We start from the raw sequence: 24,967 nt of genomic DNA on the forward strand, positions 1-24,967 counted from the left end.
GTTTGCCGTTCACCGGACAAGGGGAGATCGCATGCACACAAGCAGGTCCAGACAGGTCATGAACGCCCGGCGGGCGACGTTGATCCGGTTGCCGCTGGCAGCCGCCATCTGCCTCGCCATGGCGGCACCCGCCGTGGCGCAGGACACCGGGCAGTCCACGCCGCCCGACACCACGTCATCGGCAAAACAGAAAACCACCACGCTCGGCGTGGTCACGGTGACCGCGCAGAAGCGCACGGAGAACCTGCAGAAGGTGCCGATCAGCATGGACGTGCTGGCCACCGACCAGCTCGAAGCGCTGCACGTGAAGAGCTTCGACGACTACGTGAAGTACCTGCCCAGCGTGACGTTCCAGCAGGGCGGCGGCGGCATCGCCACCGGCCCCGGTTTCGTCTCGATCTACATGCGCGGCGTGACCAGCGGCGGCAATACCAACCACTCCGGCTCGCAGCCGAGCGTGGGCGTGTACCTCGACGACCAGCCGGTGACGACGATCCAGGGTCCGCTCGACATCCACATGTACGACATCGCCCGCATCGAGGTGCTGGCCGGCCCGCAGGGCACGCTGTACGGCGCCAGCGCCGAGGCCGGCGCCTTGCGCATCATCACCAACAAGCCCGACCCCAGCGGTTACGCGGCCAGCTACAGCCTGGGCGTGGACACGCTCGCGCACGGCGGCATCGGCTACACGGCCGAGGGCATGCTCAACCTGCCGATCAACTCGAAGGCCGCGATCCGCCTGGTCGGCTGGCGCGAGCACGACGCCGGCTACATCGACAACAAGGCCGGCTCGCGCACCTTCCCCACCTCGGGCATCACCATCAGCAACGCGCCCGACTGCACGGCGAGCGGAACCTCGCCCTCGTCGGCGTTCCAGTGCGTCGGCCATGCCAAGGACAATTACAACGACGCCAACATCACCGGCGCGCGCGCCGCGCTGAAGGTCGACCTCGACGACAACTGGTCGATCACGCCGATGCTGATGGGGCAGCAGACCATCTCGCACGGCAACTTCGCCAGCGACCCGGCGGTGGGCGACCTGGCGGTCACGCACTTCTACCCCGAGCGCGTCAACGACCGCTGGTGGCAGGGTGCGCTGACCGTGCAGGGCAAGATCGGCAACTTCGACCTGACCTATGCCTACGCGCACCTCAAGCGCAACCAGGAGGAACAGACCGACTACAGCGACTACGGCTTCTGGTACGACGCGCTGTACGGCTCCGGCGCGTCCTTCTATGACAACAACGGCGCGCTGGTCAATCCTTCGCAGCACATCAGCGACCGCGACGGCTACACCAACAGCAGCCACGAGCTGCGCCTGGTCTCGCCGGCGGACGATCGCCTGCGCCTGGTCGCCGGCGCCTTCTGGCAGAAGCAGAAGCACGACATCCTGCAGAACTACCAGGTCGACGGCCTGGCCGACGCGATCTCCGTCACCGGCTGGAGCGACACCATCTGGCTGACCCGGCAGATGCGTTACGACCGCGACGAGGCGCTGTTCGGCGAACTGTCGTGGGATTTCATCCCCGACGTGCTCACCGGCACCGTGGGCGAGCGCTACTACCGCACCAGCAACCAGCTGTACGGCTACTTCGGCTACGGCGCGGGCTTCTCCTCCAGCCAGGGCGAGGCCGCCTGCGTGTCGCCCGAGCCGTTCATGGGCGCGCCGTGCCTGGACTTCGACAAGCGGGTGAAGGAGAGCGGCAACCTCACCAAGTTCAACCTGACCTGGAACATCAGCGACACCAAGATGATCTACGCCACCCGCTCGGAAGGCTTCCGCCCCGGCGGCGTCAACCGGCGCGGCACCCTGCTGCCGTACCATGCCGATTTCCTGATCAACCAGGAGCTGGGCTGGAAGACCTCGTGGCTGGACAACCGGGTGTCCTTCAACGGTGCGGTGTTCCGCGAAACCTGGAACGATTTCCAGTTCCCGATCCTGGGCGCGAACGGCCTCACCGAAATCAAGAACGCCAACTCCGCGCGCATCGAAGGCCTCGAGTCGCAACTGAACTGGCAGGCCACCTACAACCTGCAGCTGACCGCCGGCTGGGCGCTGTACCGCGCGCGACTCACCGCCAACTATTGCGGCTTCACCGACGCCAGCGGACGCCCGATCACCGACTGCCCGCCCGGCTCGCTCAATCCGCAGGACGGCAGCGTGGTGTCCGGGCCACTGGCACCCAAGGGCACCCAGCTGCCGATCACGCCGAAGTTCAAGGGCAACCTGATCGCGCACTACAGCTTCACCCTCGGTGACAGCGATGCGTTCGTGCAGGCGGCGCTGGTCCACGTCGGCAAGCGCACGACCGACCTTCGCCTGAGCGAACGCGCGCTGCTCGGCGACCTGCCCGCGTACAACACGCTGGACCTGTCCGCCGGCGTGCAGAAAGGCAGCTGGTCGGCCGACGTCTACATCAACAACGCCTTCGACAAGCGCGCCGCGCAATACAAGTACACCGAGTGCGGCGTCGACGTCTGCGGCGCGCACGGCGTGGTGGCGCAGTACCCGAACGGTCAGGTCTACACCGGCTACAGCCTGCCGCGCACCATCGGCATCCGCTTCAAGCAGGACTTCTGAGGACGCCCTGATCTTGCTCGTCATCCCGGCGAGGCGCTTTTCAACGGCCGAAGGGCCGGTCAAGCCGGGATCCAGTGCATCCGAGCCATGCGGCGTCAAGGCACTGGATTCCTGCCTTCACAGGAATGACGAGCAAGAAGCCGGTGGCCCAGGCCTTCCGCAAGCCATCCGCGACACACCGGTGCCCCGCTCATGCCGGGCACCGGCCGTGTCGGTGCGGCGATGGCGCGTGACCGGCCGCGCACCGGCGGCGCCCTGCTTGCGCCATCGGGCGCGCCTGATGTGACGCAGCGTCGAATCCGTCGATCCGCGAGCGCGCTAAAGTGGCGCTGACGACATCGTTCCCCTGCCTGCGCCGCGCGCGCGAGGATCTTGCCGGGCGATGGTCCACGCGATGAGGCTTTCCCATGGTTCGTATCCGCTGCCCGTGGTTTTTCTCCCTGCCCCTGCTGCTGGCCTGCGCCGGCAGCGCCCCCGCCGCCGATACCGGCCCCTCGCCAGCGCATCAGGCGCCGGTCGCCGACGCCCCGCCCGGCCCGACCCATTACCGGGACTGGCCGTCGATACGCGGCCCGTCGGGTGCCGACCCGGCGCTGGAGCAGCGCGTGCGCGCGATCGTGGCCGGCATGACGCTGGCGCAGAAGATCGGCCAGATGACCCAGGCCGAGATCAAGTCGATCACGCCGGCGCAGGTGAAGCAGTACTACATCGGCTCGGTGCTCAACGGCGGCGGTTCCTGGCCGGGGAAGAACAAGCACGCCGGCGTCGGCGACTGGCTCGCCCTGGCCGACCGTTACCGCGACGCCTCGATGGCCACCGATGCGAAGGTGCAGATCCCGGTGGTCTGGGGCACCGACGCGGTGCATGGCGACAACAACGTGTTCGGCGCCACCCTGTTCCCGCACAACATCGGCCTGGGCGCGGCGCACGACCCGGCGCTGGTCGAGGCGATCGGCCGGGCCACCGCCAGGGCGGTGCGCGCCACCGGCATCGACTGGGCCTTCGCGCCGACCCTGGCGGTGGCGCAGAACGTGCGCTGGGGCCGCACCTACGAGAGCTTTTCCAGCGAGGCGCCGCTGGTGCGCGAGTACGCGCGCGCCTATGTCACCGGGCTGCAGGGCGACTTCGACGATCACCACGTGATGGCCACCGCCAAGCACTTCATCGGCGACGGCGCCACCTGGAACGGCGTCGACGAGGGCCAGGCCCGGGTCAGCCGGCAGGACATGATCAACGTGCACGGCGCCGGCTACTTCGGCGCGCTGCGCGCCGGCGTGCTCAGCGTGATGGCGTCCTACAACAGCTGGGACGACGTGGCCGACGGGATCGACTACGGCAAGATGTCCGGCGCCCGCGCGCTGCTCACCGGCGTGCTCAAGGAGAAGATGGGCTTCGACGGCTTCGTGGTATCCGACTGGAACGCGATCGGCCAGCTGCCCGGCTGCAACAACGCCAGCTGCGCGCAGGCGATCAACGCCGGCATCGACATGGTGATGGTGCCCGACGACTGGCAGGCCTTCATCTCCAACACCACCCGGCAGGTCGAGGACGGCCAGATCCCGATCAGCCGCATCGACGACGCGGTCAGCCGGATCGTGCGCGCCAAGCTGCGCATGGGCCTGTTCGGCAAGCGGCCCTCGCAGCGCCAAGGCGCCGGCGACGCCACCGCCCTGCAGCATCGCGAGCTGGCGCGCCGCGCGGTACGCGAATCGCTGGTGCTGCTGAAGAACAACCACCGCGCGCTGCCGCTGCGGGCCGGCGCGAAGATCCTGGTGGTCGGCAAGAGCGCCGACAGCCTGCCGAATCAGGCCGGCGGCTGGTCGCTGAGCTGGCAAGGCAACGACAACGGCAACGCCGACTTCCCGCACGGCGAGACGATCCTGGCCGGCATCCGCGCCGCCGACGGCGCCGCGAACGTCAGCTACAGCCCGACCGCCGCCGGCATCGACCTTGCACCCTTCGACGCCATCGTGGCGGTGATCGGGGAAACCCCGTACGCGGAGATGAAAGGCGACATCACGTTGCCGGCCACGCTGCGCCACAGCGATCGCTACCCGGAGGATCTCGCCGTGCTGCAGGCCGTGGCCAAGGCGCACAAGCCGGTGGTGACGGTGTTCGTGTCCGGGCGACCGCTGTTCGTCAACGACCTGCTCAACCTGTCCGATGCCTTCGTCGCAGCGTGGCTGCCGGGCACCGAAGGCGGCGGCGTGGCGGACGTGCTGTTCGCCCACGCCGGTGGCGCAGGGCCGCACGATTTCCACGGCACGCTGCCGATGCCCTGGCCCGGCCTGCCCTGCCCGTACCAGAGCGCCGACCACGACCGGGCCTGGCTGTTCGCTCCCGGCTACGGGCTGCGCTACGCGGCGGCGCACGAGGTGGAAACGCTGCCCACCTGGTCGGCGATCCACGCCTGTGCCAAGCCGGGCACGCCGTGACGACCGGCGTCTCCCCCATGCCGCCCCAGACCACGCCTCCGGCCGGCATGCTGCATGGATGACGCTCGCGGTGTCCCGCGCTGGTTCGCCATCGCGTCGTTCGCGCTGATCTCGCTGCTGGCGCTGCTCGCGCTGCGGGTGGCGCAGCGCCCGGCAGCGCCGATCGTCCTCCCCGCCGCGCCGGTCGCGCAACCGAGCGGCCCCGGCATCGAGCTGTGGCTGAGCACGCAGGATCGCCGCCTGCGGCTGGCGCGGCAGGCCGACGTGCCGGCCAGCAACGCGACATCGACGCCTGCCGACGTGGTCATCGACACCAGCAAGACCTACCAGTCCATCGTCGGCTTCGGCGCGGCACTGACCGACGCCTCGGCCTGGCTGCTGCAGAACAAGCTGAGCGCACCGGCGCGCCACGCGCTGCTGCTCGAACTGTTCGGCCCGCCGCCCGGGCTCGATTTCAACATGGTCCGGCTGACCATCGGCGCCTCGGATTTCTCGCTGCAACCGTACACGCTGGACGACATGCCCGCCGGCGAGGTCGACCCCGAGCTGCAGCATTTCAACGTCGCGGCCAACGTGCCCTACCTCATCCCCACCGTGCAGGAGACGCTGGCGATCGACCCGCAGCTGCGCATCATCGCCTCGCCGTGGAGCGCGCCGGCGTGGATGAAGACCAGCGCCAACCTGATCGGCGGCAGCCTGCTCGAAGAGTACGAGGCGGCCTATGCGCAGTACCTGGTGAAGTACGTCGACACCTACCGCAGCTACGGCATCCCGATCTTCGCGCTGACCCTGCAGAACGAGCCCGGCTTCGTGCCGCTGACCTACCCCGGCATGCTGCTCTCCGCCGGGCAGCGCGCGCGCATCATCGCGCAGTACCTGGGCCCCGCGCTGGCCGGGCGCAAGCCGCCCACGCACATCTTCGGCTGGGACCACAACTGGGACGAACCGCAGCAACCGCTGGACGTGCTCTACGACGCCGAGGCCGCCCGCTACCTGGACGGCATCGCCTGGCACTGCTACCGCGGCACGCCCGGCGCGCAGAGCGACGTGCACCACTCCTTTCCGCGCAAGGACGCCTACATCACCGAGTGTTCCGGCGGCGACTGGGAATCCAGCAAGCACGGCGAACTGCTCTGGTTCGCGCGCGACCTGCTGCTCGGCGGCCTGCGCAACTGGGCGCGCGGCGTGGTGTACTGGAACCTTGCGCTGGACGAAAACTACGGCCCGCACTTCGGCGGCTGCGACACCTGCAAGGGCATCGTCACGATCGACTCGCGCAGCGGCGCGGTGAGCCGCAACGACGAGTACTACGCGTTCGCCCATTACAGCCGCTTCATCCACCCCGGCGCGGTGCGCATCTGGTCCACCGACACCGGCAACGACATCAAGAACGTCGCCTTCCGCAACCCAGACGGCGGATCGATCGTGCTGGTACTGGTCAACGGCAAGACCGTGCCGCACGAAGTCTCCGTGCAGCAGGGCGGGCTCGACTTCCGCTACACCATGCCGGCGGAAAGCGTGGCGACCTTCGTGTGGCAACCGGGAGCCGTCGCGGCCAAGCCGGCCACGGCTGCCACGATCACGCCACCCGCCACGCCGGGCAGCGCCGGCGGATCGGGCCCTACTCCACGGTGACCGACTTGGCCAGGTTGCGCGGTTGATCCACGTCCGTGCCGCGCAGCACGGCGACGTGGTAGGCGAGCAGTTGCAGCGGCACGGTGAACACGGCGGGGGCGATGAAGTTGCCGCCGGATTCCACGCGCAGGGTCACGCCGTTGCCGGCGGTGTCGTCCATGCCGGCGGAGCCGTCGGCGAACACGATCAGGCGACCGCCGCGGGCGCGTACTTCCTGCAGGTTGGATTTCAGCTTGTCCAGCAGCGGTCCGTTCGGCGCCACCGCCACCACCGGCATGTTCTCGTCGACCAGCGCCAGCGGGCCGTGCTTGAGCTCGCCGGCGGGGTAGGCCTCGGCGTGGATGTAGGAGATTTCCTTGAGCTTGAGCGAACCTTCCAGCGCCACCGGGTAGTGCGCGCCGCGGCCGAGGAACAGCGCATGCTGGCGATGGATGAAATCGCCGGCCAGGTCGATGATCGCCGGCTCCAGCTTCAGTGCGTTCTCGATCGCGCGCGGCAGGCGCTGCAGCTCCTCGCACAGCGCCGCGTAGCGCGACGCGTCGAGGCCGTTGCGGCGCGCCAGCTCCAGCGCCAATAGCGCCAGGCCGGCCAGCTGCGTGGTGAACGCCTTGGTCGAGGCCACGCCGATCTCGGGGCCGGCGCGGGTCATCAGCTTGAGGTCGGCCTCGCGCACCAGCGACGACTCCGGCGAGTTGCAGATGACCAGGGTGCCGAGGTAGCCGCGTCGGCGCGACTCGCGCATCGCGGCCAGCGTGTCGGCGGTTTCGCCCGACTGCGAGATTGCCAGGAACAGCGTGCCGGGCGGCACCACGGTCTCGCGGTAGCGGTACTCGCTGGCCACCTCCACCGCGACCGGCAGGCGCGCGAATTCCTCGATCCAGTACTTGGCGACGAGGCCGGCGTGGTAGCTGGTGCCGCAGGCGATGATGTGCACGCCGCGGGTGGCGGCGAGCAGCGCCTCGCTGTCGATGCCGAAGATGTTCGGCAGCACGCCGTGCGGGCCGATGCGCGCTTCAAGCGTGTCGGCCACCGCGCGCGGCTGCTCGAAGATCTCCTTCTGCATGTAGTGGCGGTACTCGCCGCGCTCGACCGCGTCGGTGGACAGCTCGCTCTCGTACACCTTGCGCTCGACCGGCGTGCCGTCCAGCGCGAACACCTGCACGCTGTCGCGGGTGATCTCGACCACGTCGTCCTCGTCGAGGTGGAGCATGCGGTTGGTGACCTGGATCAGCGCCTGCGCATCGGAGCCGAGGAAGTTCTCGCCGATGCCGACGCCCACCAGCAGCGGCGCGCCGCGGCGCGCACCGACCACGCGGTCGGGCTCCTCGCTGCTGAGCACGGCGATCGCATAGGCGCCCTCCAGTTCACGCACGGTGGCCAGCACCGCCTCGCGCAGGTTCTGGCCCTGGCCGATGCGTCGGTCGATCAGCGCGGCCATCACCTCGGTGTCGGTTTCCGAAGTGAACACGTGGCCGGCGGCCTGCAGCTCGGCGCGCAGGCCGGCGTAGTTCTCGATGATGCCGTTGTGCACGATCGCCACCCGGCCGGCGATGTGCGGGTGCGCGTTCGCCTCGTTCGGCACGCCATGCGTGGCCCAGCGGGTATGCGCGATGCCGGTGCCGCCGGACAGCGGGTCGGCCAGGTACAGCGCCTCCATCTCGCGCACCTTGCCCTTGGCGCGCACGCGGCGGATCGCGCCGTGGTCGAGCACGGCCACGCCGGAGGAGTCGTAGCCCCGGTATTCGAGCGCTTTCAGGCCGGCGATAAGCAGCGGGGCGACATCGCGTTGGGCTACGGCGGCAACGATTCCACACATGGCGAAGCTTCCTTCGGTTCTGGCCCGGGTCGCCCCGGGCTGTTTTGAAAGTGCCTGGCGCGGCCGGTCAATTCACCTTGCGGCGCAGCCAGTTCAGCAGGTCGATGCGGGTGATCAGGCCGAGGAAATCGTCGCCGTCGACCACGATGGCCACGTGGCCGCGCTCGAACACCGGCAGCAGCGACTCGATCGGCGAGCGCACGTCGAGCCGGTGCAGGTCGGCGATCATCGCGGTGGACACCGGGTCGCGGAAGCGCGTCTCGTCGGCGTGCACGTGCATCAGCACGTCGGACTCGTCGACGATGCCGACCAGCTTGCGGCCGTCCATCACCGGCAACTGCGACACGTCGTACAGCTTCATGCGGTTGTAGGCGGTGATCAGCAGCTCGTTGGGGCCGACCACCACGGTGTCGCGCTGGGCGAACGGGCGCAGCAGAAGGTCGCGCAGGTCGCCGTGCTGCTCGCGCTCGATGAAGCCGTTGTCGAGCATCCAGTAGTCGTTGTACAGCTTGGAAAGATACTTGTTGCCGGTGTCGCAAACCAGGGTCACCACGCGTTTCGGCGTGGTCTGTTCGCGGCAGTAGCGCAGCGCCGCGGCAAGCAGAGTGCCGGTCGACGAGCCGCCCAGGATGCCTTCCTTCGCCAGCAGCTCACGCGCGGTCAGGAAGCTCTCCTTGTCGGAGATCGCGTAGGCCTTCTTCACCCGGGTGAAGTCACTGATCGAGGGCAGGAAATCCTCGCCGATGCCTTCGACCATCCAGCTCGCCGACTTGGTCGAGAGCGTGCCCTCGTTGATGTACTGCGCCAGGATCGAGCCGACCGGATCGGCCAGGATCAGCTCGGTCTGCGGCGAGTGTTCGGCGAAGAACTTCGACAGCCCGCTCAGCGTGCCGGACGAGCCGCAGCCGACCACCACCGCATCCACCTTGCCGTCCATCTGTTCGAGGATTTCCGGCCCGGTGCTGGCGATGTGCGCGGCCGGGTTGTCGGGGTTGCCGAACTGGTTGATGAAGTAGGCGCCGGGCGTTTCGCGGGCAATCCGCTCGGCCATGTCCTGGTAGTACTCGGGGTGTCCCTTGGCCACGTCGGAGCGGGTCAGCACCACCTCGGCGCCCATCGCCTTGAGGTTGAAGATCTTCTCGCGGCTCATCTTGTCCGGCACCACCAGGATCAGGCGGTAGCCTTTCTGCTGCGCGACCAGGGCCAGGCCCAGGCCGGTGTTGCCGGCGGTGCCCTCGACCAGGATGTCGCCCGGGCGGATGCGGCCGTCCTTCTCGGCGCCCTCGATCATCGACAGGCCGATGCGGTCCTTGATCGAGCCGCCGGGGTTGGCGCTCTCGAGTTTCAGGAACAATTCGCACGCACCCGTATCGAGGCGCCTCGCGCGAACCATCGGGGTGTGTCCGATCAGTTCGAGGACACTCTGGTGAACCGTCATGGGGGCTCCGTCGCTGGCGTGGCGGCGTCGGCGCAAAGCCGTGGCCGCAGAACCCCCATGATAACCGAGCCGCCGGATACGCTGCGGCCCCGGCAATCTTCCCGATGACTGTTTCAGGGAAGACCCGGGGCCGCGCCAGCGAACCGTTGCGTCAGTGGATGAGGTGCGCCCTGTCGGCCCACATGCGTTCAAGCCGCGCCTTGGCCAGCAGTTTCTCCTTCTTCATGCCGGCGAGGGTGGCGTCGTCGATGGGAAGCACGCCGATATCGGCGTCGTGCACCTTGCTGTCGAGCTCCCGATGGTGCTGATAAAGCCGGCGGAACTCCGCGTCCGCCTTCATCAATGCCTCGACATCATCGCGCTGCTGGTTTTCGAACATGATCCGACCTCCTGCGAGTGAACGGACGGTTGCCGCCACGTTGGCGGACCGCCGACAGCTGAATCGGCGCACACCCGCGACCCACGCCGGTCAACCGGAACGCAGGTGGGGATCTGAACGTGGGATGGGCGCATGATTCAGGTCGTTGACCCCGGTGGCCTGGATGCCTCCCGGGGCTTTGACCCTACTCCGCCGATCTGGCCGGCGCAAGGCGTCGGATCACACTTCGGTCGGTGCATTAAATACCTGTCAAAACAGTGTTTTGCAGGCATTGGGCGGCGGCTGGCCGCAGCCCGTGGAGGCGCCGCGGCAAAGCGCCGCCCGGCGCCGTTTCAGTGCCCCGCGGAGTGCTTGCGGGTGGGCTTTTTCTGCTCGGCGGGAGCCGGTGGCGGGGTGTTTCCATCGTCCATCTGCGCGCGCATCGCCTTGGCCGCCTGCGCCGCCAGCGCCGCCTCGCGGCGGGCCGCCCGCGCCACCTTGCTCTGTGCCGCGGCCAGCTTCTTGGCCCGCTCGGCTTCGGCCCGCGCCTGCTCGGCCTGCTGCGAATATTCGATGCCCTGCTGCTGCAGGCGCGCGGCCTCCTCCTGCGCCAACTGGTTCTGCAGGCGCTGCCGGGCCAGCTCCAGCCGGGCCATGTCCGCCTCGCGGCGGCTGTTGGCGAGCAGGATCTGGTCGTGTTCGCGATCGAGCTGGTTCAGCTTGACCTGGGCGTCCTGCAACTGCGCGGCGGTCTTGGCCAGGTCGACGCGGCGCTCGGCGAGGTACAAGGCATGCGGCCGGTCGCCACGTCCGGCCTCCTCCAGCGCGCGGATCGCCTCGCGGGCTCGCGCCTGTTCGGACAGGGCGTAATGGCCGAGGCCGGGATCGTTGGCAAGCTGGTCCAGGCTGCCGCGCAGGCGGTTGATGTCGATGTCGTCCTGGCGTGCCTGCGCGGCACCGACCAGGGCCAGCGCCAGGCCGGCGCCAGCGAGCAGTTGGGCAAGGCGCTTCATGGCTGGCCTCCGGGAATGCTGCTGGCGGCCGCGGGATCGTCATTGCCGGGGATCGGCGTGCCGTCGACCGGCGCGGAGAGCACCGAGGCCGAAGGCGCCGGCATGTCGCCCACCGGCAACGGCGCGGAAGAGTCGGCGGCGGGTGCCGGGATCGCCTGTTCCATCTGCTGCTGCCGGGCGGCCAGTTGCTCGCCCTCGCTGCGCAGGCGGGTGTTTTCCTGCAGCTTGCCCTGCATCTCGGCACGGGCCGCGCCCAGCCGCGCCTTGACCCGCGCCAGTTCGGCATCGGCGCCGGATTCCTCGGCGAGGTTCGCGGCATCGGCAAACTTGCGCGCCGCCATCGCCTCCTGCGCCTGCTGGAACTTGTCCTGCGCGAAACCGAGGTCGACCGGCGCGTAATCCGCCGCGCCGGCGTCGCGGGCGGCCTGCAGCTGGTATTGGGCCAGGTTCATCGCGTCATTCGGCGGCGGCGCCGTGGCGCAACCGGCCACGGCCAGGGTCAGCGCCAGCATGGTGGCCGCCGCGCGCATGCGGCGCGCGAGCGCGGCCGATGGGGAAAAGAAGTACATCACAGTCCTCATGGTGTGTTGCAGCGTATTGTGGGCAGGCATAATCGTGCAATGCAATGTACATCGGGAACCCAGGGGTAAAACGTGGACATCGGCTACTTCCTCAAGCTCATGGTAGACAAGGGCGCGTCGGACATGTTCCTGTCCACCGGTGCCCCGGTGAACATCAAGGTCGAGGGCAAGCTTTATCCGCTGGGCAATACCGGCCTGCCGAGCGGCATGGTCAAGAAGATCGCCTATTCGCTGATGGACGAGGGCCAGGTGCCGCAGTTCGAGCGCAACCTCGAACTGAACATGGCATTGGCGGTGAAGGAAGCCGGCCGCTTCCGCATCAACGTCTTCAAGCAGCGCGGCGAAGTGGGCATGGTGATCCGCGCGATCAAGAGCGAGATCCCCTCGATCGAGCAGCTGCAGCTGCCGCCGATCTTCCGCGACCTGATCATGGAGCCGCGCGGACTGATCCTGGTGGTGGGCGCCACCGGCTCGGGCAAGTCGACCACGCTGGCGGCGATGATCGACCAGCGCAACTCGCAGTCGCCCGGGCACATCCTCACCATCGAGGACCCGATCGAATACCTGCACCGGCACAAGCGCTCGATCGTCAACCAGCGCGAGGTCGGGCTGGACACGCACAGCTACCACGAGGCGCTGAAGAACGCGATGCGCGAGGCGCCGGACGTCATCATGATCGGCGAGATCCGCGACACCGACACGATGGAGGCGGCCATTGCCTTCTCCGAGACCGGCCACCTGTGCCTGGCCACGCTGCACTCCAACAACTCCGACCAGACGCTGGAGCGCATCCTCAACTTCTTCCCCGAATCGGCGCACAAGAACGTGCTGATGAACCTGGCGCTGAACCTGCGCGCGGTGATCAGCCAGCGCCTGGTGATCGGCAAGGACGGCCGCCGCATCCCGGCCGCCGAGGTGCTGCTGAACACGCCGCTGATCCGCGACATGATCCGCCGCGGCCAGATCCACGAGATCAAGGACGCCATGGATCGCAGCCTGCAGGAAGGCATGCAGACCTTCGACCAGTCGCTGTACAAGCTGTACAAGGAAGGCCGCGTGGAACTGGACGAGGCCCTCAGCAAATCCGACTCCCGCGATGGCCTCGCCCTCAAGATCCGCCTCGCCGAAGGCGGCAACAGCAGCGCCGAACTGGCCGGCAACGACCCGTACGGGATGGGGTTCTGAAGGGCCGGGAATAGGGAATAGGGAATAGGGAATCGGGAATCGGGAATCGGAAAAACCAAGCGCGGAGCGCGGCTCCTGCTCTTGCAGTTCCTATTCCCTATTCCCCATTCCCTATTCCCGGCTTACGGTGCGTCGGGTTGCGCCTCCGGCGCCGCACGCTGAAACGCTTCCAGCTCGTTGCAGGCGGCGTGGATGCGCGTAATGGTGGGGTAGTCGTCGAGCGGCAGTTTCCAGCGAATGGCGTTGTAGACCTGCGGGATCAGGCAGGCATCGGCCATGCTCGGGGTTTCGCCGTGGCAGTAGCGGCCGGTGGCGGCGCTCTCCGCCAGCATGGCTTCGATCGCCTTGAAGCCGGCATCGATCCAGTGCCGCGACCAGGCTGCCCGCTGCTCCTCGCTGGCGCCGAACTCCTTCTCCAGATGCTGCAGCACGCGCAGGTTGCCCAGCGGGTGAATGTCGCAGCACACCGCCATGGCCAGCGCGCGCACCTGGGCGCGGCCGCGGGCGTCGACCGGCAGCAGCGCGGTCTCCAGCTCCGGGTGCATCTCGTCCAGGTATTCCATGATCGCCAGTGACTGGGTCAGCACACGGTCGCCGTCGCACAGCACCGGCACGGATTCGAGCGGGTTCAGCGCCTGGTATTGCGCCGTGTGCTGCTCGCCGCCGTCGCGCACGAGGTGCACCGGACGCGTCTCGTAGTCCAGGCCCTTCAGGTTCAGCGCGATGCGCACGCGATAGGCAGCACTGGAACGCCAGTAGCTGTAGAGCACCAAGCCGGTCGCCATGAGCGGTCCCCCCTGCGTGGATAGCCTGCAGTTTAGCCACAAGTGCAGCCGTTGCGCGCGCCCGCGTGTCGTCGGCCCGGCGTGCCTCGCCAGGCCGCGTTTGCATCACTGCCGCGGCCACCGGACAATAGGCGGTTGCAGCCGGTTCTGGCTAGCCCCCACCATCCAACGGAGTTGTGCCGTGTCCGTCATCCGCATGAGCGACCTCGACCTGCGCAACCAGCGCGTGCTGATCCGCGAAGATCTCAACGTGCCGATCGACGAACAGGGCCGGATCACCTCGACCCAGCGCCTCGACGCCGCCCTCCCGACGATCCTGGCCGCCCGCGACGCCGGCGCGAAGGTGATGGTGATGTCGCACCTGGGCCGGCCCAAGGAAGGCCAGTTCGACGCCGAATCCTCGCTGGCGCCGGTGGCGCTGTGGCTGAGCAGCAAACTCGACCAGCCGGTGCGGCTGGTGGCCGACTACCTGGTCAACGGGGTGGAGGTGGCCGCCGGCGAGGTGGTGCTGCTGGAAAACTGCCGCATGAACGTCGGCGAGGGCAAGGACGACGACACGCTGGCGAAGAAATATGCCGCGCTGTGCGACATCTTCGTGATGGACGCGTTCGGCACCGCGCATCGCGCACAAGCCTCGACCCACGGCGTGATCAGGTACGCCCCGGTCGCCGCCGCCGGCCCGTTGCTGTGCGCCGAGCTGGATGCGCTGGGCAAGGCGCTGGAGCACCCGGCGCATCCGCTGCTGGCGATCGTGGCCGGCTCCAAGGTGTCGACCAAGCTGACTCTGCTGGACAACCTGATCGGCAAGGTCGACCAGCTCATCGTCGGCGGCGGCATCGCCAACACCTTCATCGCCGCGATGGGACACTCGGTCGGCAACTCGCTGGTGGAGATGGATCTGCTCGACGCGGCGAAGAAGGTGCTGGCCGACGCCAAACGACGCGGCGCCGAAGTGCCGATGCCGATCGACGTGGTGGTGGCGCCGGCGTTCTCCGCGCAGGCCCCGGCCACGATCAAGCCGGTCGACCAGGTCGGTGCGGACGAGATGATCCTCGACATCGGCCCGCAGACCGCCGAACTCTACGCCGCCCTGATCGCCAAGGCCGGCACCGTGGTGTGGAACGGCCCGGTCGGCGTGTTCGAGTTCGACGCGTTCGGCAAGGGCACCGAAACGCTGGCGCGCGCGATCGCGGCGTCGAACGCGTTCTCGATCGCCGGCGGCGGCGACACGCTGGCCGCGGTCGACAAGTACGGCATCGCCGACCAGGTCTCCTACATCTCCACCGGCGGCGGCGCGTTCCTGGAATTCCTCGAAGGCAAGGAACTGCCGGCGGTCACCGCGTTGAAGGCGCGAGCCGCGAAGTAATGCTCTGCCTGTTCGATCTCGACGGCACCCTGATCGATTCCGAGCACGGCATCACCGCCTGCGTGAAGCATGCGCTGGCACGGCTGGACGTGCCCGCGCCGGCACATGCGGAACTGCGCCGCTGGATCGGCCCGCCGCTGCGGCACAGCTTCGCGCCGCTCCTGGACCACGACGCCGAACGCATCGAGGCGGCGGTGGCGTACTACCACGAGCGCTTCAACACGCTCGGCTGGCGCGAGCACGAGATCTATCCGGGCATCGAGCTGCTGATCGAGCGGCTGCGCGGCGCCGGCCACCAGCTCGCCGTGGTCACCAGCAAGCCGCACCGCCACGCCGCGCCGATCCTCGCCCACCTGCCGTTCGGCGACGCGTTCCTGCGCCTGTACGGCCCGCACCCGGACAGCGCGCACAGCGAGAAGGCCACGATGATCAGCGAGGCACTGGCCGACTTCGGCGCCGACCCGGCCGACACGGTGATGATCGGCGACCGCCACTTCGACATCGACGGCGCCGTCGCCAACCGCGTGCGTGGCTTCGGTGTGCTCTGGGGCTTCGGCAGCCGCGCGGAACTGGAACAGGCCGGCGCCCACGCCATTGCGGCAACGCCGGACGAACTGGCCGCCTTGCTGGAAATCCCGGCGGCCGCTCCGTAGGGCGGGCACCGCCCGCCGGCTTTTGTTTCGGTCGCTGGATAAGGCAGAACGGCGGGCAGTGCCCGCCCTACCGAATGAGGCGCTCGCACAGGCATTCCCGCGATCACCGGGAGGCGACCGCGAGTAGCCTTATTTGACGACGCGCTTCACCGCGTCGACCACGTGCGCCACGGTGAAGCCGAAGTGCTCGAACAGCTGCGGCGCCGGCGCCGAGGCGCCGAACGTGGTCATGCCGACCACTTCGCCGTCCAGGCCCACGTACTTGCGCCAGAAATCGGCGGTGGCCGCTTCCACCGCCACGCGCGCGCGGCACCAGAGCGGCAGCACGCCTTCGCGGTATTCCAGCGGCTGCGCGTCGAACACCTCGGTGCACGGCATCGACACCACGCGCACGGCCACGCCCTGCTGCGCCAGCGCGCGCGACGCCTCCATCGCCAGTTCCACTTCCGAACCGGTGGCGATCAGGATCGCCTGGAACTTCGTGTCCAGCGGATCGGACAGCACGTAGCCGCCGCGCAGGATGTCGGCCACCTGCTGTGCGCTGCGCTGCTGGTGCCTGAGGTTCTGCCGCGAGAAGATCAGGCACGACGGCGCGCCCTTGCGCTCGATCGCCGCCTTCCACGACGCCGCCGATTCCACCGCATCGCACGGACGCCACAGCTGGTTGTTCGGGATGTAGCGCAGGCTCGCCATGTGCTCCACCGGCTGATGGGTCGGGCCGTCCTCGCCCAGGCCGATCGAGTCGTGCGTGTAAACGTGGATCGCATGCGCCGGGATCAGCGCACTCATGCGCACCGCATTGCGCGCGTAGTCGGAGAACACCAGGAACGTCGCGTCGTACGGGATGAAGCCGCCATGCAGCGCCACGCCGTTGGCGATCGCGGTCATGCCGAACTCGCGCACGCCGTAATAGACGTAGTTGCCCTTGCCGTCCGCGCTGTCGCCGGTGGCGGCGTCGAGGCTGCCCTTCCACTTGGTCAGGTTGGAGCCGGCCAGGTCGGCCGAGCCGCCGATCAGCTCCGGCAGCAGCGGCGCGAACGCTTCGATGCTCATCTGCGAAGCCTTGCGCGAGGCCACTTCGGGACCGTCGGCCTGCAGCTTGTCGATGAACGCCTGCGACTTCGCGGCCCAGTCGGCCGGCAGCTCGCCGCGCATGCGGCGCTCGAATTCGGCGGCCAGCTGCGGATGCGCGGCGGCGTACTGCGCGAAGGCGTCGTTCCACGCCTGCTCCGCGGCGGCGCCCTTGGCCTTGTGATCCCAGCCGGCATAGATCTCGGCCGGTATCTCGAACGGTGGGTACTTCCAGCCCAGCTGCTCGCGCGCGGCGGCGATCTCGTCCTTGCCCAGCGGCGCGCCGTGACTTTCCTCCTTGCCCTGCTTGTGCGGCGCACCGAAGCCGATGACGGTTTTCGCGCAGATCAGGGTGGGCTTGTCGTGCTGTACGGTGGCCTTGGCGATCGCCTGTTTGATCGCTTCGGCATCGTGCCCGTCCACGCCGCGGATCACGTTCCAGCCGTAGGCCTCGAAGCGCGCCGAGGTGTCGTCGGTGAACCAGCCGTGCACTTCGCCGTCGATGGAGATGCCGTTGTCGTCGTAGATCGCCACCAGCTTGCCGAGCTGCCAGGTGCCGGCCAGCGAGGCAGCTTCGTGCGAAATGCCTTCCATCAGGCAGCCGTCGCCAAGGAAGACGTAGGTGTGGTGATCGACCACATCGTGGCCCGGACGGTTGAAATGCGCCGCCAGTACCTTCTCGGCCAGCGCAAAGCCGACCGCATTCGCCAGGCCCTGGCCGAGCGGACCGGTGGTGGTCTCCACGCCCGGCGTTTCGCTGGCTTCCGGGTGGCCGGCGGTCTTCGAATGCAGCTGGCGGAAGCGCTTGAGCTGGTCCATCGGCAGGTCGAAGCCGGTCAGGTGCAGCAGCGCGTACTGCAGCATCGAGCCGTGGCCGTTGGACAGCACGAAGCGGTCGCGGTTGGGCCACTTCGGGTTGGCCGGATTGAACTGCAGGAAGTCGTTCCACAGCACCTCGGCGAGGTCGGCCATGCCCATCGGCATGCCCGGATGACCGGACTTGGCCGCTTCCACGGCGTCCATGGCAAGGGCTCGCACGGCGTTGGCGAGTTCGCGGCGGGTGGTCATCAGGCGTCTCCGGAGGGTGCAAAAGCGTCCATTGTCGCCGATCCGGTCGCGCGGTGTCGCGCGCCGGACACGGCCCGAGGCACGGCCCACATTCGGCCGGCTTAATCTGCGCTTAATACTGAACTAATGAGTATTGAATCTTTCGGGGCACCACCCATCTAAGTCTTCGTGTCGCCGCCCGTCTTGGGCGGGGCGCATTCGACAAACGGCCCTCCCCATCCGGGGCCAACTGTCCTGACCATTGGAGCCTCATCCATGAAAACCAAGAAAACACTGCTCGCCCTCGCTCTCGTCTCTGCCGGCCTGGTGGCCGTCCCCGCCGCCTTCGCGCAGAACGCGCCCGCCGACAACGCCGGCTGGTTCGTCAACGGCAACATCGGCCGCACCGCGATCAACCATGGGCCGTACGACGGCCATGACACCGGCTATGCCTTGAACGGCGGCTACCGTTGGTCGCTGGCGCCGAACTTCGCGCTGGGCGCCGAGGTGGGCTACAACGACCTGGGCAACATCCACGCCAAGAACATCTTCAACAGCGACCCGGTGATCGCCGACAACAAGTCGCAGCTGCACGGCTGGACGGTGGGCGCCAACGCCCGGCTGGACATGACCCCGAACTGGTACCTCAGCGGTCGCGCGGGCCTGTACAGCTGGACCGGTCACGGCATGAACAACGACGTGAACCCGATCCGCAAGAGCCTGGACGACAACAGCTGGTACGCCGGCGCAGGCATCGGCTACAACATCACCCCGCAGCTCAGCGTGGGCGTGAACTACGACTACTTCGACGCCAGCAAGGACCACGTGAACCTCAGCACGGACATGGTCTCGGCCAGCGCCGAATACCGCTTCTGATCCGCAGAGGTTGATTCCGACATCGCGTCGGGATGTTCACCTACAAGAAGAGGGCGCCTGAGGGCGCTCTCTTTCTTTATGCGAACTGCGCCACATATAAAATACGTGGTTGGCGCCTTGCGTCCCGACGCGCAGGACTGCGACAGGAAAGATCGGGAAACACCACAACAGGGGATTTCAAATGAAAAACTCACTCTTGACGCTGGCCGCTCTGGCCGGTGCGACGTTGGCCACGGCCAGCGTGCAGGCAAAGGATCTCACCGGCGGTTTCGTCAACCTCGGCGCCGGTCGCGTGAGCTACCACGCCACGTTGGACAACTACGACCTCGGCAGCGAACACGGCACGGCCGTCATTCTCAACGCCGGCTACCGCACCCAGTTCATCGGCTTCGAGGCGGGCTACACCGACCTCGGCAGCATCAGCAGCCGCGATGGCACCACCTACGCCAAACTCTCGGGTGACGGCTGGACCGCAGGCATCAACGGTCACTTCAACCCGACCGACGCCTGGTACATCTCCGCGCGCGGCGGCGCCTTCGTGTGGAAGCTGCACGGCACGGCGCAGTCCAGCGATCCGGCCAACTCGTTCAACGAGAAGGCCAGCAGGCAGTCGCTGGGCTGGTATGCCGGCGTCGGCACCGGCTACGACATCAACAAGAGCTGGAGCATCGGCGCCAACTTCGATTACTACAGCATCTCCAAGCAGGGCCTGGACATCGGCAACCGCATCTACACGGTGAGCGCCGAGTACCGCTTCTGAACTCCATCGCGTGACGCAAAAAGGGCGCCGCAAGGCGCCCTTTTCTTCTCTGCCGATTCCCTGTTCCCTATTCCCTATTCCCCGCCTGAAAGGCAATCAGCCGTTCCACTGCCCCAGCGCCGCCAGGCCATTGTCCCTGGCGCGGGCGTGAACGATCTTCTGCGCGTCGGCGACATTGCCCTTCAGGTCCTTCGACCACAACTGCAGCGCGGCCTGCTGCATCGCGCGGCCGTAGGAGAACGACAGCGGCCACGGGTGCGGGCCGATCTGGTTCATCGCGTTGAGGTGTGCAGTGGACTGCTGGTCGCTCTGGCCACCGGAAAGGAACACGATGCCCGGCAGCGCTGCCGGCACGGTGGACTTGAGCACGCGCACGGTGGCCTCGGCTACTTCACCGATCTCGGCCTGCTCCTCGCAATCCTTGCCGGGGATGACCATGCTGACCTTCAGGATGGTGCCTTCCAGCATCACGTTCTGCTCGTACAGCGCATTGAACAGGCTGCGCAGCACGGCTTCGTGCACTTCGTAGCTGACTTCGATGGTGTGGTCGCCGTCCATGATCACTTCGGGCTCGACCATCGGCACCAGGCCGGCCTCCTGGCACAGCGCGGCGTAACGAGCCAGCACGTGGCAGTTCGCCTCGATCGCGGTGGAGCTGGGGTTTTCCTCGGAGATGTTGATCACCGCGCGCCACTTGGCGAACTGGGCGCCCAGCTTCGCGTATTCCTGCAGGCGTTCGCGCAGGCCGTCGAGGCCTTCGGTGACCACGTCGCCGGGGAAACCGGCCAGCGGCTGCGGGCCCTTGTCGACCTTGATGCCGGGGATGATGCCGTTCTTCTTCATCACCTGGGTGAACGGCACGCCGTCCTTGGTGGACTGGCGGATCGTCTCGTCGAACAGGATCGCGCCGGAGATGTGCTCGGACAGGCCCGGCGTGGTCAGCAGCAACTCGCGGTAGGCGCGCCGGTTCTCCTCGGTGTTCTCGATGCCGACGGCCTCGAAGCGCTTGCGGATGGTGTTGGTCGACTCGTCGATCGCGATGATGCCCTTGCCGGGCGCAACCATCGCCAGGGCGACGCTTTCGAGATCTTCAATGCTCATTGGTGACTCCGCGATGGTGGGGGCGATGCCCGGCCACCCATGGTGGGCGCCGCCTCGAGAACGAAGCGGCATGGTGAAAAACGTCGATTATAGGCCAGATCCGGGCCACGACGGGCCGAAACGACGCCGCACCCCGCAGGCACTGCCGGCTCAGCTCAGGCCGGGTAGCCGGGCAGCTTGCACGGGGCCATCAGCTGGGCGCGCGCGGCCGGGTCCTTGGGACCGTTGAACACCACGATGTAATACGTGGCCACCGGCTGGTGGATGTTGTTGTTCAGCGACGGGCCGTAGCGGAAATTGGCCACTGCGCTGCGCGCCATCGGGCCGAGGTCGCTCTTCGGCTCCACCTTGGCCACCTGCACGTCCATCGGCACGCCATCGGAACCGATGGTGTAGGTCACCGCCACGCAACCGGGCTTGTCCAGGTTGAGGCCGCTGTTGGGCGCATCCATCTGCACCTGGGTGTTGAGCAGGATCCAGTAGCGGTACAAGTCCTGCTGGTCGATCTTGACCGTCTGCGCCAGCACCGGCGCTGCGGCGCCCAGGGCGAGCGCGAACAGCACGCCGCGGCACACGGAGGAAAACGGGATGTTCATGGCAGGCTCCGGCAACGTGTCGATGGCCACAGTGTAGCTGCCTGCACGCCGCGCCAGCGTCAACGATGTCGCGGCGACGCGGCCGGTTCAGGCTTCACAGGTCGCGCAGGCTGTCGATGGTGCCGTCGGGGCCGACCGCGAGCAGCTTCAGCGTGTTGGTGCCGCCGACGTGGCCGACGCGGTCGCCGTAGGTGATCACCACGCTGTCACCCTGGACCAGCCTGTCCTGTTCGAACAGCAGGCGCACCGCGGCGCGGGTGGAAGCGGCCATGCTCTGCTTCTCGCCGTGGCTGAACTCCACCGGCTGCACGTCGCGCAGCAGCTGCATGCGCCGCCGTGCGGAGGCCGACGGCGACATGCCGTAGATCGGCACCGCGCTGCGGTAGCGCGACAGCCATTGCGCGGTGGCGCCGGATTCGGTCAGTGCCACGATCGCCCGTACGCCGAGCTGGCCGGCCAGCATCATCGCGGCCAGCGCGATCGCCTGGTCGGTGCGGTCGAGCCGGTGGCCGCCGGCGGAGAGGTCGTCCTTGGGCTCGAACTGGCGCTCGGCGCCGAGGCAGATCCGCGTCATCGCGGCCACCGCCTTGTCCGGATGCGCGCCGGCGGCGGTTTCCTCCGACAGCATCACCGCATCGGTGCCGTCGATCACGGCATTGGCCACGTCGAGCACTTCGGCGCGGGTCGGGATCGGCGAGCGCACCATCGACTGCAGCATCTGGGTGGCGGTGATCACCGCGCGATTGCGCTGCACTGCCTCGCGGATGATCTTCTTCTGCAGGCCGGGCAGCTCGGCATCGCCGATCTCCACGCCCAGGTCGCCGCGCGCCACCATCACCACGTCGGAGGCGTCGATGATCTCGCCCAGTACCGGGATGGCGTCGGCGCGCTCGATCTTGGCCACCAGCGCGGCACGCCCGCCGGCCAGCTTGAGCAGGCGGCGGGCCTGGTGCATGTCGTCGGCCGAACGCACGAAGGACACGGCGAGGAAATCCGCGCCGATCTCGGCGGCCAGCTGGATGTCCGCCTTGTCCTTGTCCGACAGCGCGTCGACGGAAAGCCCGCCGCCCTGCCGGTTGAGCCCCTTGCGGTTGGACAGCTTGCCGGCCACCAGCACCTCGCAGCGCACTTCGCTGCCGACCACCTCGCGCACGGTGAGCCCCACCAGGCCGTCGTCCAGCAACAGCACGTCACCGGCGCTCACGTCATCGGGCAAGCCGTAATAGCTCACGCCCACGCGGGTGGCGTCGCCGGGCGGCACGCCGGGGCGGCAATCGAGCACGAAGCTGGCACCTTCGACCAGCTGCACCGGGCCGTCGGCGAAGGTCTCGATGCGGATCTTCGGCCCCTGCAGATCGGCCAGCACGCCGACCTCGCGGCCCGCAGCCTCGGCCGCTTCGCGCACCGCCCGCGCGCGGGCGCGGTGATCATCGGGCGCGCCGTGCGAGAGGTTGAGGCGCACGACGTCGACGCCTTCGTCGATGAGCTTGCGCAGCGCGCCCGGTGCGTCAGTGGCCGGGCCGAGGGTGGCGACGATCTTGGTGCGGCGGATTTTGGAAATGAGCATCAGCTGAGCCTAGCAGAATCGTCACGCCGCGCCGCCGGTCCACGCTCAACGCGCAGCGGAACCGGCGCCGAGCGCCAGGTTGAGCACTTGCGCGAGGCGACGGCCGGCTTCGCGCAGGCGGCGGTCGGCCACAGGCAGCCAGGTCGACACGTAGCCCGGGGTGATCTTGTGGCCGACGGGGTAGAAGCCGGCCTCGGCGGTGATCCGGCACGACTCCTGCGCCCACTGCGCGTAGGGGTTGTCCAGCGGCGCACTCGGCGCCGGCAACGGCACCGGCACCGCCGAATCCAGGCGCTGCGCGTACTGCTGCCAGTCCAGACCACGGGTGTAGAGCATGCCGGAGTCCCACACCCGGTGCAGGTTGCTGCCCTTGCCGTCGAACTGCACCTGATAGGTGTTGCCGCCCTTGTCCTCGCGATAGCCGGCATGCAAGGGCTGGTGGACGTCGCCGACGAAATGCACCACGAACTTCAGCGCCTGGCGGCGCACGGCGTCCGGCTTGCTGCGGTCGCCCAGCACACCCACGTAGTACTGCAGCGTCGCCACCACGCAGCGACCGTCGCGGCAATCGCGCGGCGGCACGTAGTCGCACGAGGGGCCACCGCGGAAATTGATGTAGTGCTGGCTGCGTGTCTGCCTCCACAGATTCGCCATGGCCGGATCGTCCTGCATCTGGTCGGCCCAGTTGGCGACGTCGCCCAGCGAATCGGTATGCTCCGGCGCCAGCAGGCGCTGGACCTCGGCTTCCGCAGCGGGGCTCAAGTGCCGCTGCGCCAGCTCGGCGACCACGCTGTGGCCGAGCGGCCCCCACGCCAGCGCCGGCGTAACCAGCAGGCAGGCGAGCACGGCGGTGGTGGCGCGACGGGCGAAGCTCATGCGAGTCATTCCGGCAAGGGAGGGATCGCCGCAGTCTGCCACAGAGCACTGCGGCTTTTTGCCGCCGCCGGCGCGCACCACGGCCCGCGGGGCAGGCAGGCACCCGGAAATGGCGGTAAAATCGGCGTTCTTTCCGCCGCGCTCGCGGCATCCTTCAGGAGGACGTTCCCTCATGACCATCAAGGTCGGCATCAACGGCTTCGGCCGCATCGGTCGCAACGTGCTGCGCGCCGCCGTGGAGAACTTCGGCAACGACATCGAGATCGTGGCGATCAACGACCTGCTGGAGCCCGATTACCTGGCCTACATGCTGAAGCACGACTCCGTGCACGGCCGCTTCGATGGCGACGTGGAGGTCGACGGCAACCACCTGGTGGTCAACGGCAAGCGCATCCGCCTGACCCGGGAGCGCGACCCGGCCAACCTGAAGTGGAACGAGGTGAACGCCGAAGTGGTGATCGAATCCACCGGCCTGTTCCTGACCAAGGAATCGGCGCAGAAACACATCGACGCCGGCGCGAAGAAGGTGATCCTGTCCGCGCCGTCGAAGGACGCCACGCCGATGTTCGTCTACGGCGTCAACGACAAGACCTACAAGGGCGAAGCGATCATCTCCAACGCCAGCTGCACCACCAACTGCCTGGCGCCGGTGGCCAAGGTGCTCAACGACAAATGGGGCATCAAGCGCGGCCTGATGACCACCGTGCACGCCGCCACCGCGACGCAGAAGACCGTCGACGGCCCGAGCAACAAGGACTGGCGCGGCGGCCGCGGCATCCTGGAGAACATCATCCCGTCGTCCACCGGCGCGGCCAAGGCGGTCGGCGTGGTGATCCCCGAGCTCAACAAGAAGCTCACCGGCATGAGCTTCCGCGTGCCGACCTCCGACGTGTCGGTGGTCGATCTCACGGTGGAGCTGGAGAAGCCGGCGACCTACGAGGAAATCAAGGCCGAGATGAAGGCGCAGAGCGAAGGCGCGCTGAAGGGCATCCTGGGCTACACCGAGGAGAAGGTGGTGGCCACCGATTTCCGCGGCGACGCGCGCACCTCGATCTTCGACGCCGACGCCGGCATCGCGCTGGACGACAGCTTCGTCAAGCTGGTCAGCTGGTACGACAACGAGTGGGGCTACTCCAACAAGTGCCTGGAGATGGTGCGCGTCGTCGCGAAGTAGTCGCCTCCCACGCGATCCGCGAGGCCCGCGCCGACATCGTCGGCGCGGGCTTT

The 24,967-nt window shown here is 67.9% G+C and carries 20 protein-coding genes; 9 read left to right on the forward strand and 11 right to left on the reverse strand.

Annotated elements, in window-relative coordinates; translation table 11 throughout:
- The first annotated feature begins 58 nt into the window (after nt 1–58).
- From ACVCL3_RS07855 to ACVCL3_RS07865, 3 genes are all read left to right on the forward strand, one after another.
- Nucleotides 59–2,581 carry a TonB-dependent receptor gene (locus tag ACVCL3_RS07855; protein WP_447107250.1) on the forward strand — a complete coding sequence of 841 codons (2,523 nt, stop codon included), beginning with the start codon at nt 59–61 and terminating at the stop codon, nt 2,579–2,581.
- Between the two features lie 407 nt (nt 2,582–2,988).
- Entirely contained in the window at nt 2,989–5,016 is a 2,028-nt protein-coding gene (locus ACVCL3_RS07860; protein WP_447100929.1) for a glycoside hydrolase family 3 protein, read from the forward strand.
- A 54-nt stretch (nt 5,017–5,070) separates the two neighbouring features.
- Complete coding sequence (locus ACVCL3_RS07865) at nt 5,071–6,651, forward strand: glycoside hydrolase family 30 protein (protein WP_447100930.1); 1,581 nt, start codon at nt 5,071–5,073, stop codon at nt 6,649–6,651.
- Here the strand turns inward: ACVCL3_RS07865 and glmS are convergent.
- The 5 genes from glmS to ACVCL3_RS07890 form a co-directional block, all read right to left on the reverse strand.
- Nucleotides 6,638–8,467: a glutamine--fructose-6-phosphate transaminase (isomerizing) gene (gene glmS, locus ACVCL3_RS07870; RefSeq protein WP_447100931.1), complete on the reverse strand. Its 1,830-nt coding sequence runs from the start codon at nt 8,465–8,467 to the stop codon at nt 6,638–6,640. The two genes, ACVCL3_RS07865 and glmS, sit on opposite strands and share 14 nt — an antisense overlap.
- 67 nt (nt 8,468–8,534) lie before the next feature.
- Nucleotides 8,535–9,905, reverse strand: coding sequence for a pyridoxal-phosphate dependent enzyme (locus tag ACVCL3_RS07875; RefSeq protein WP_447097185.1), 1,371 nt, complete (start codon nt 9,903–9,905; stop codon nt 8,535–8,537).
- A gap of 151 nt (nt 9,906–10,056) precedes the next feature.
- Nucleotides 10,057–10,284, reverse strand: a complete 228-nt coding sequence (locus ACVCL3_RS07880) for a YdcH family protein (RefSeq protein WP_136257589.1) — start codon at nt 10,282–10,284, stop codon at nt 10,057–10,059.
- A 332-nt stretch (nt 10,285–10,616) separates the two neighbouring features.
- Nucleotides 10,617–11,276, reverse strand: coding sequence for a hypothetical protein (locus ACVCL3_RS07885; RefSeq protein WP_395116479.1), 660 nt, complete (start codon nt 11,274–11,276; stop codon nt 10,617–10,619).
- Nucleotides 11,273–11,857, reverse strand: coding sequence for a DUF4398 domain-containing protein (locus tag ACVCL3_RS07890; RefSeq protein ID WP_395116477.1), 585 nt, complete (start codon nt 11,855–11,857; stop codon nt 11,273–11,275). The genes ACVCL3_RS07885 and ACVCL3_RS07890 overlap by 4 nt, the downstream gene beginning before the upstream one ends.
- 72 nt (nt 11,858–11,929) lie before the next feature.
- Here ACVCL3_RS07890 and ACVCL3_RS07895 point away from each other — a divergent pair, with 72 nt between their 5' ends.
- Nucleotides 11,930–13,042 carry a PilT/PilU family type 4a pilus ATPase gene (locus ACVCL3_RS07895; RefSeq protein ID WP_395116475.1) on the forward strand — a complete coding sequence of 371 codons (1,113 nt, stop codon included), beginning with the start codon at nt 11,930–11,932 and terminating at the stop codon, nt 13,040–13,042.
- A 122-nt stretch (nt 13,043–13,164) separates the two neighbouring features.
- Here ACVCL3_RS07895 and maiA read toward each other — a convergent pair whose 3' ends face one another.
- Nucleotides 13,165–13,827, reverse strand: coding sequence for a maleylacetoacetate isomerase (gene maiA / locus ACVCL3_RS07900; RefSeq protein ID WP_395116473.1), 663 nt, complete (start codon nt 13,825–13,827; stop codon nt 13,165–13,167).
- 181 nt (nt 13,828–14,008) lie between these two features.
- Between maiA and ACVCL3_RS07905 the strand changes: the two genes are divergently transcribed.
- Together ACVCL3_RS07905 and ACVCL3_RS07910 are read left to right on the forward strand one after the other, a co-directional pair.
- Nucleotides 14,009–15,193 (forward strand): phosphoglycerate kinase, encoded by a 1,185-nt coding sequence (locus ACVCL3_RS07905; protein ID WP_395116470.1) that lies wholly within the window; start codon nt 14,009–14,011, stop codon nt 15,191–15,193.
- Nucleotides 15,193–15,846: an HAD hydrolase-like protein gene (locus tag ACVCL3_RS07910; protein WP_447097186.1), complete on the forward strand. Its 654-nt coding sequence runs from the start codon at nt 15,193–15,195 to the stop codon at nt 15,844–15,846. Before ACVCL3_RS07905 ends, ACVCL3_RS07910 begins: the two co-directional genes overlap by 1 nt.
- A 129-nt stretch (nt 15,847–15,975) precedes the next feature.
- On the opposite strand, the gene tkt is transcribed toward ACVCL3_RS07910, so the two are convergent.
- Entirely contained in the window at nt 15,976–17,985 is a 2,010-nt protein-coding gene (tkt, locus tag ACVCL3_RS07915) for a transketolase (protein WP_447100932.1), read from the reverse strand.
- Nucleotides 17,986–18,240: 255 nt separating this feature from the next.
- Here tkt and ACVCL3_RS07920 point away from each other — a divergent pair, with 255 nt between their 5' ends.
- Both ACVCL3_RS07920 and ACVCL3_RS07925 read left to right on the forward strand, forming a co-directional pair.
- A complete protein-coding gene (locus ACVCL3_RS07920; protein WP_395116464.1) occupies nt 18,241–18,840 on the forward strand; it encodes an outer membrane protein in 600 nt (199 codons plus the stop codon).
- Nucleotides 18,841–19,021: 181 nt separating this feature from the next.
- Entirely contained in the window at nt 19,022–19,600 is a 579-nt protein-coding gene (locus ACVCL3_RS07925; RefSeq protein ID WP_447100933.1) for an outer membrane protein, read from the forward strand.
- A 96-nt stretch (nt 19,601–19,696) separates the two neighbouring features.
- Here ACVCL3_RS07925 and ACVCL3_RS07930 read toward each other — a convergent pair whose 3' ends face one another.
- The 4 genes from ACVCL3_RS07930 to ACVCL3_RS07945 all read right to left on the reverse strand — a co-directional run bounded on the left by ACVCL3_RS07930 (nt 19,697) and on the right by ACVCL3_RS07945 (nt 23,740).
- Nucleotides 19,697–20,701 carry a class I fructose-bisphosphate aldolase gene (locus ACVCL3_RS07930; RefSeq protein WP_395116460.1) on the reverse strand — a complete coding sequence of 335 codons (1,005 nt, stop codon included), beginning with the start codon at nt 20,699–20,701 and terminating at the stop codon, nt 19,697–19,699.
- 155 nt (nt 20,702–20,856) lie between these two features.
- Nucleotides 20,857–21,297 (reverse strand): energy transducer TonB, encoded by a 441-nt coding sequence (locus tag ACVCL3_RS07935; RefSeq protein WP_395116458.1) that lies wholly within the window; start codon nt 21,295–21,297, stop codon nt 20,857–20,859.
- Between the two features lie 94 nt (nt 21,298–21,391).
- Nucleotides 21,392–22,864, reverse strand: coding sequence for a pyruvate kinase (gene pyk, locus ACVCL3_RS07940; protein ID WP_395116456.1), 1,473 nt, complete (start codon nt 22,862–22,864; stop codon nt 21,392–21,394).
- A gap of 45 nt (nt 22,865–22,909) precedes the next feature.
- Nucleotides 22,910–23,740: a S1/P1 nuclease gene (locus tag ACVCL3_RS07945; RefSeq protein WP_447100934.1), complete on the reverse strand. Its 831-nt coding sequence runs from the start codon at nt 23,738–23,740 to the stop codon at nt 22,910–22,912.
- Nucleotides 23,741–23,912: 172 nt separating this feature from the next.
- On the opposite strand from ACVCL3_RS07945, the gene gap reads away from it, so the two are divergent.
- Entirely contained in the window at nt 23,913–24,914 is a 1,002-nt protein-coding gene (gap, locus tag ACVCL3_RS07950; protein ID WP_447100935.1) for a type I glyceraldehyde-3-phosphate dehydrogenase, read from the forward strand.
- The last annotated feature ends 53 nt before the right edge of the window (nt 24,915–24,967 follow it).

It is taken from the genome of Rhodanobacter sp. UC4437_H4, assembly GCF_052978425.1.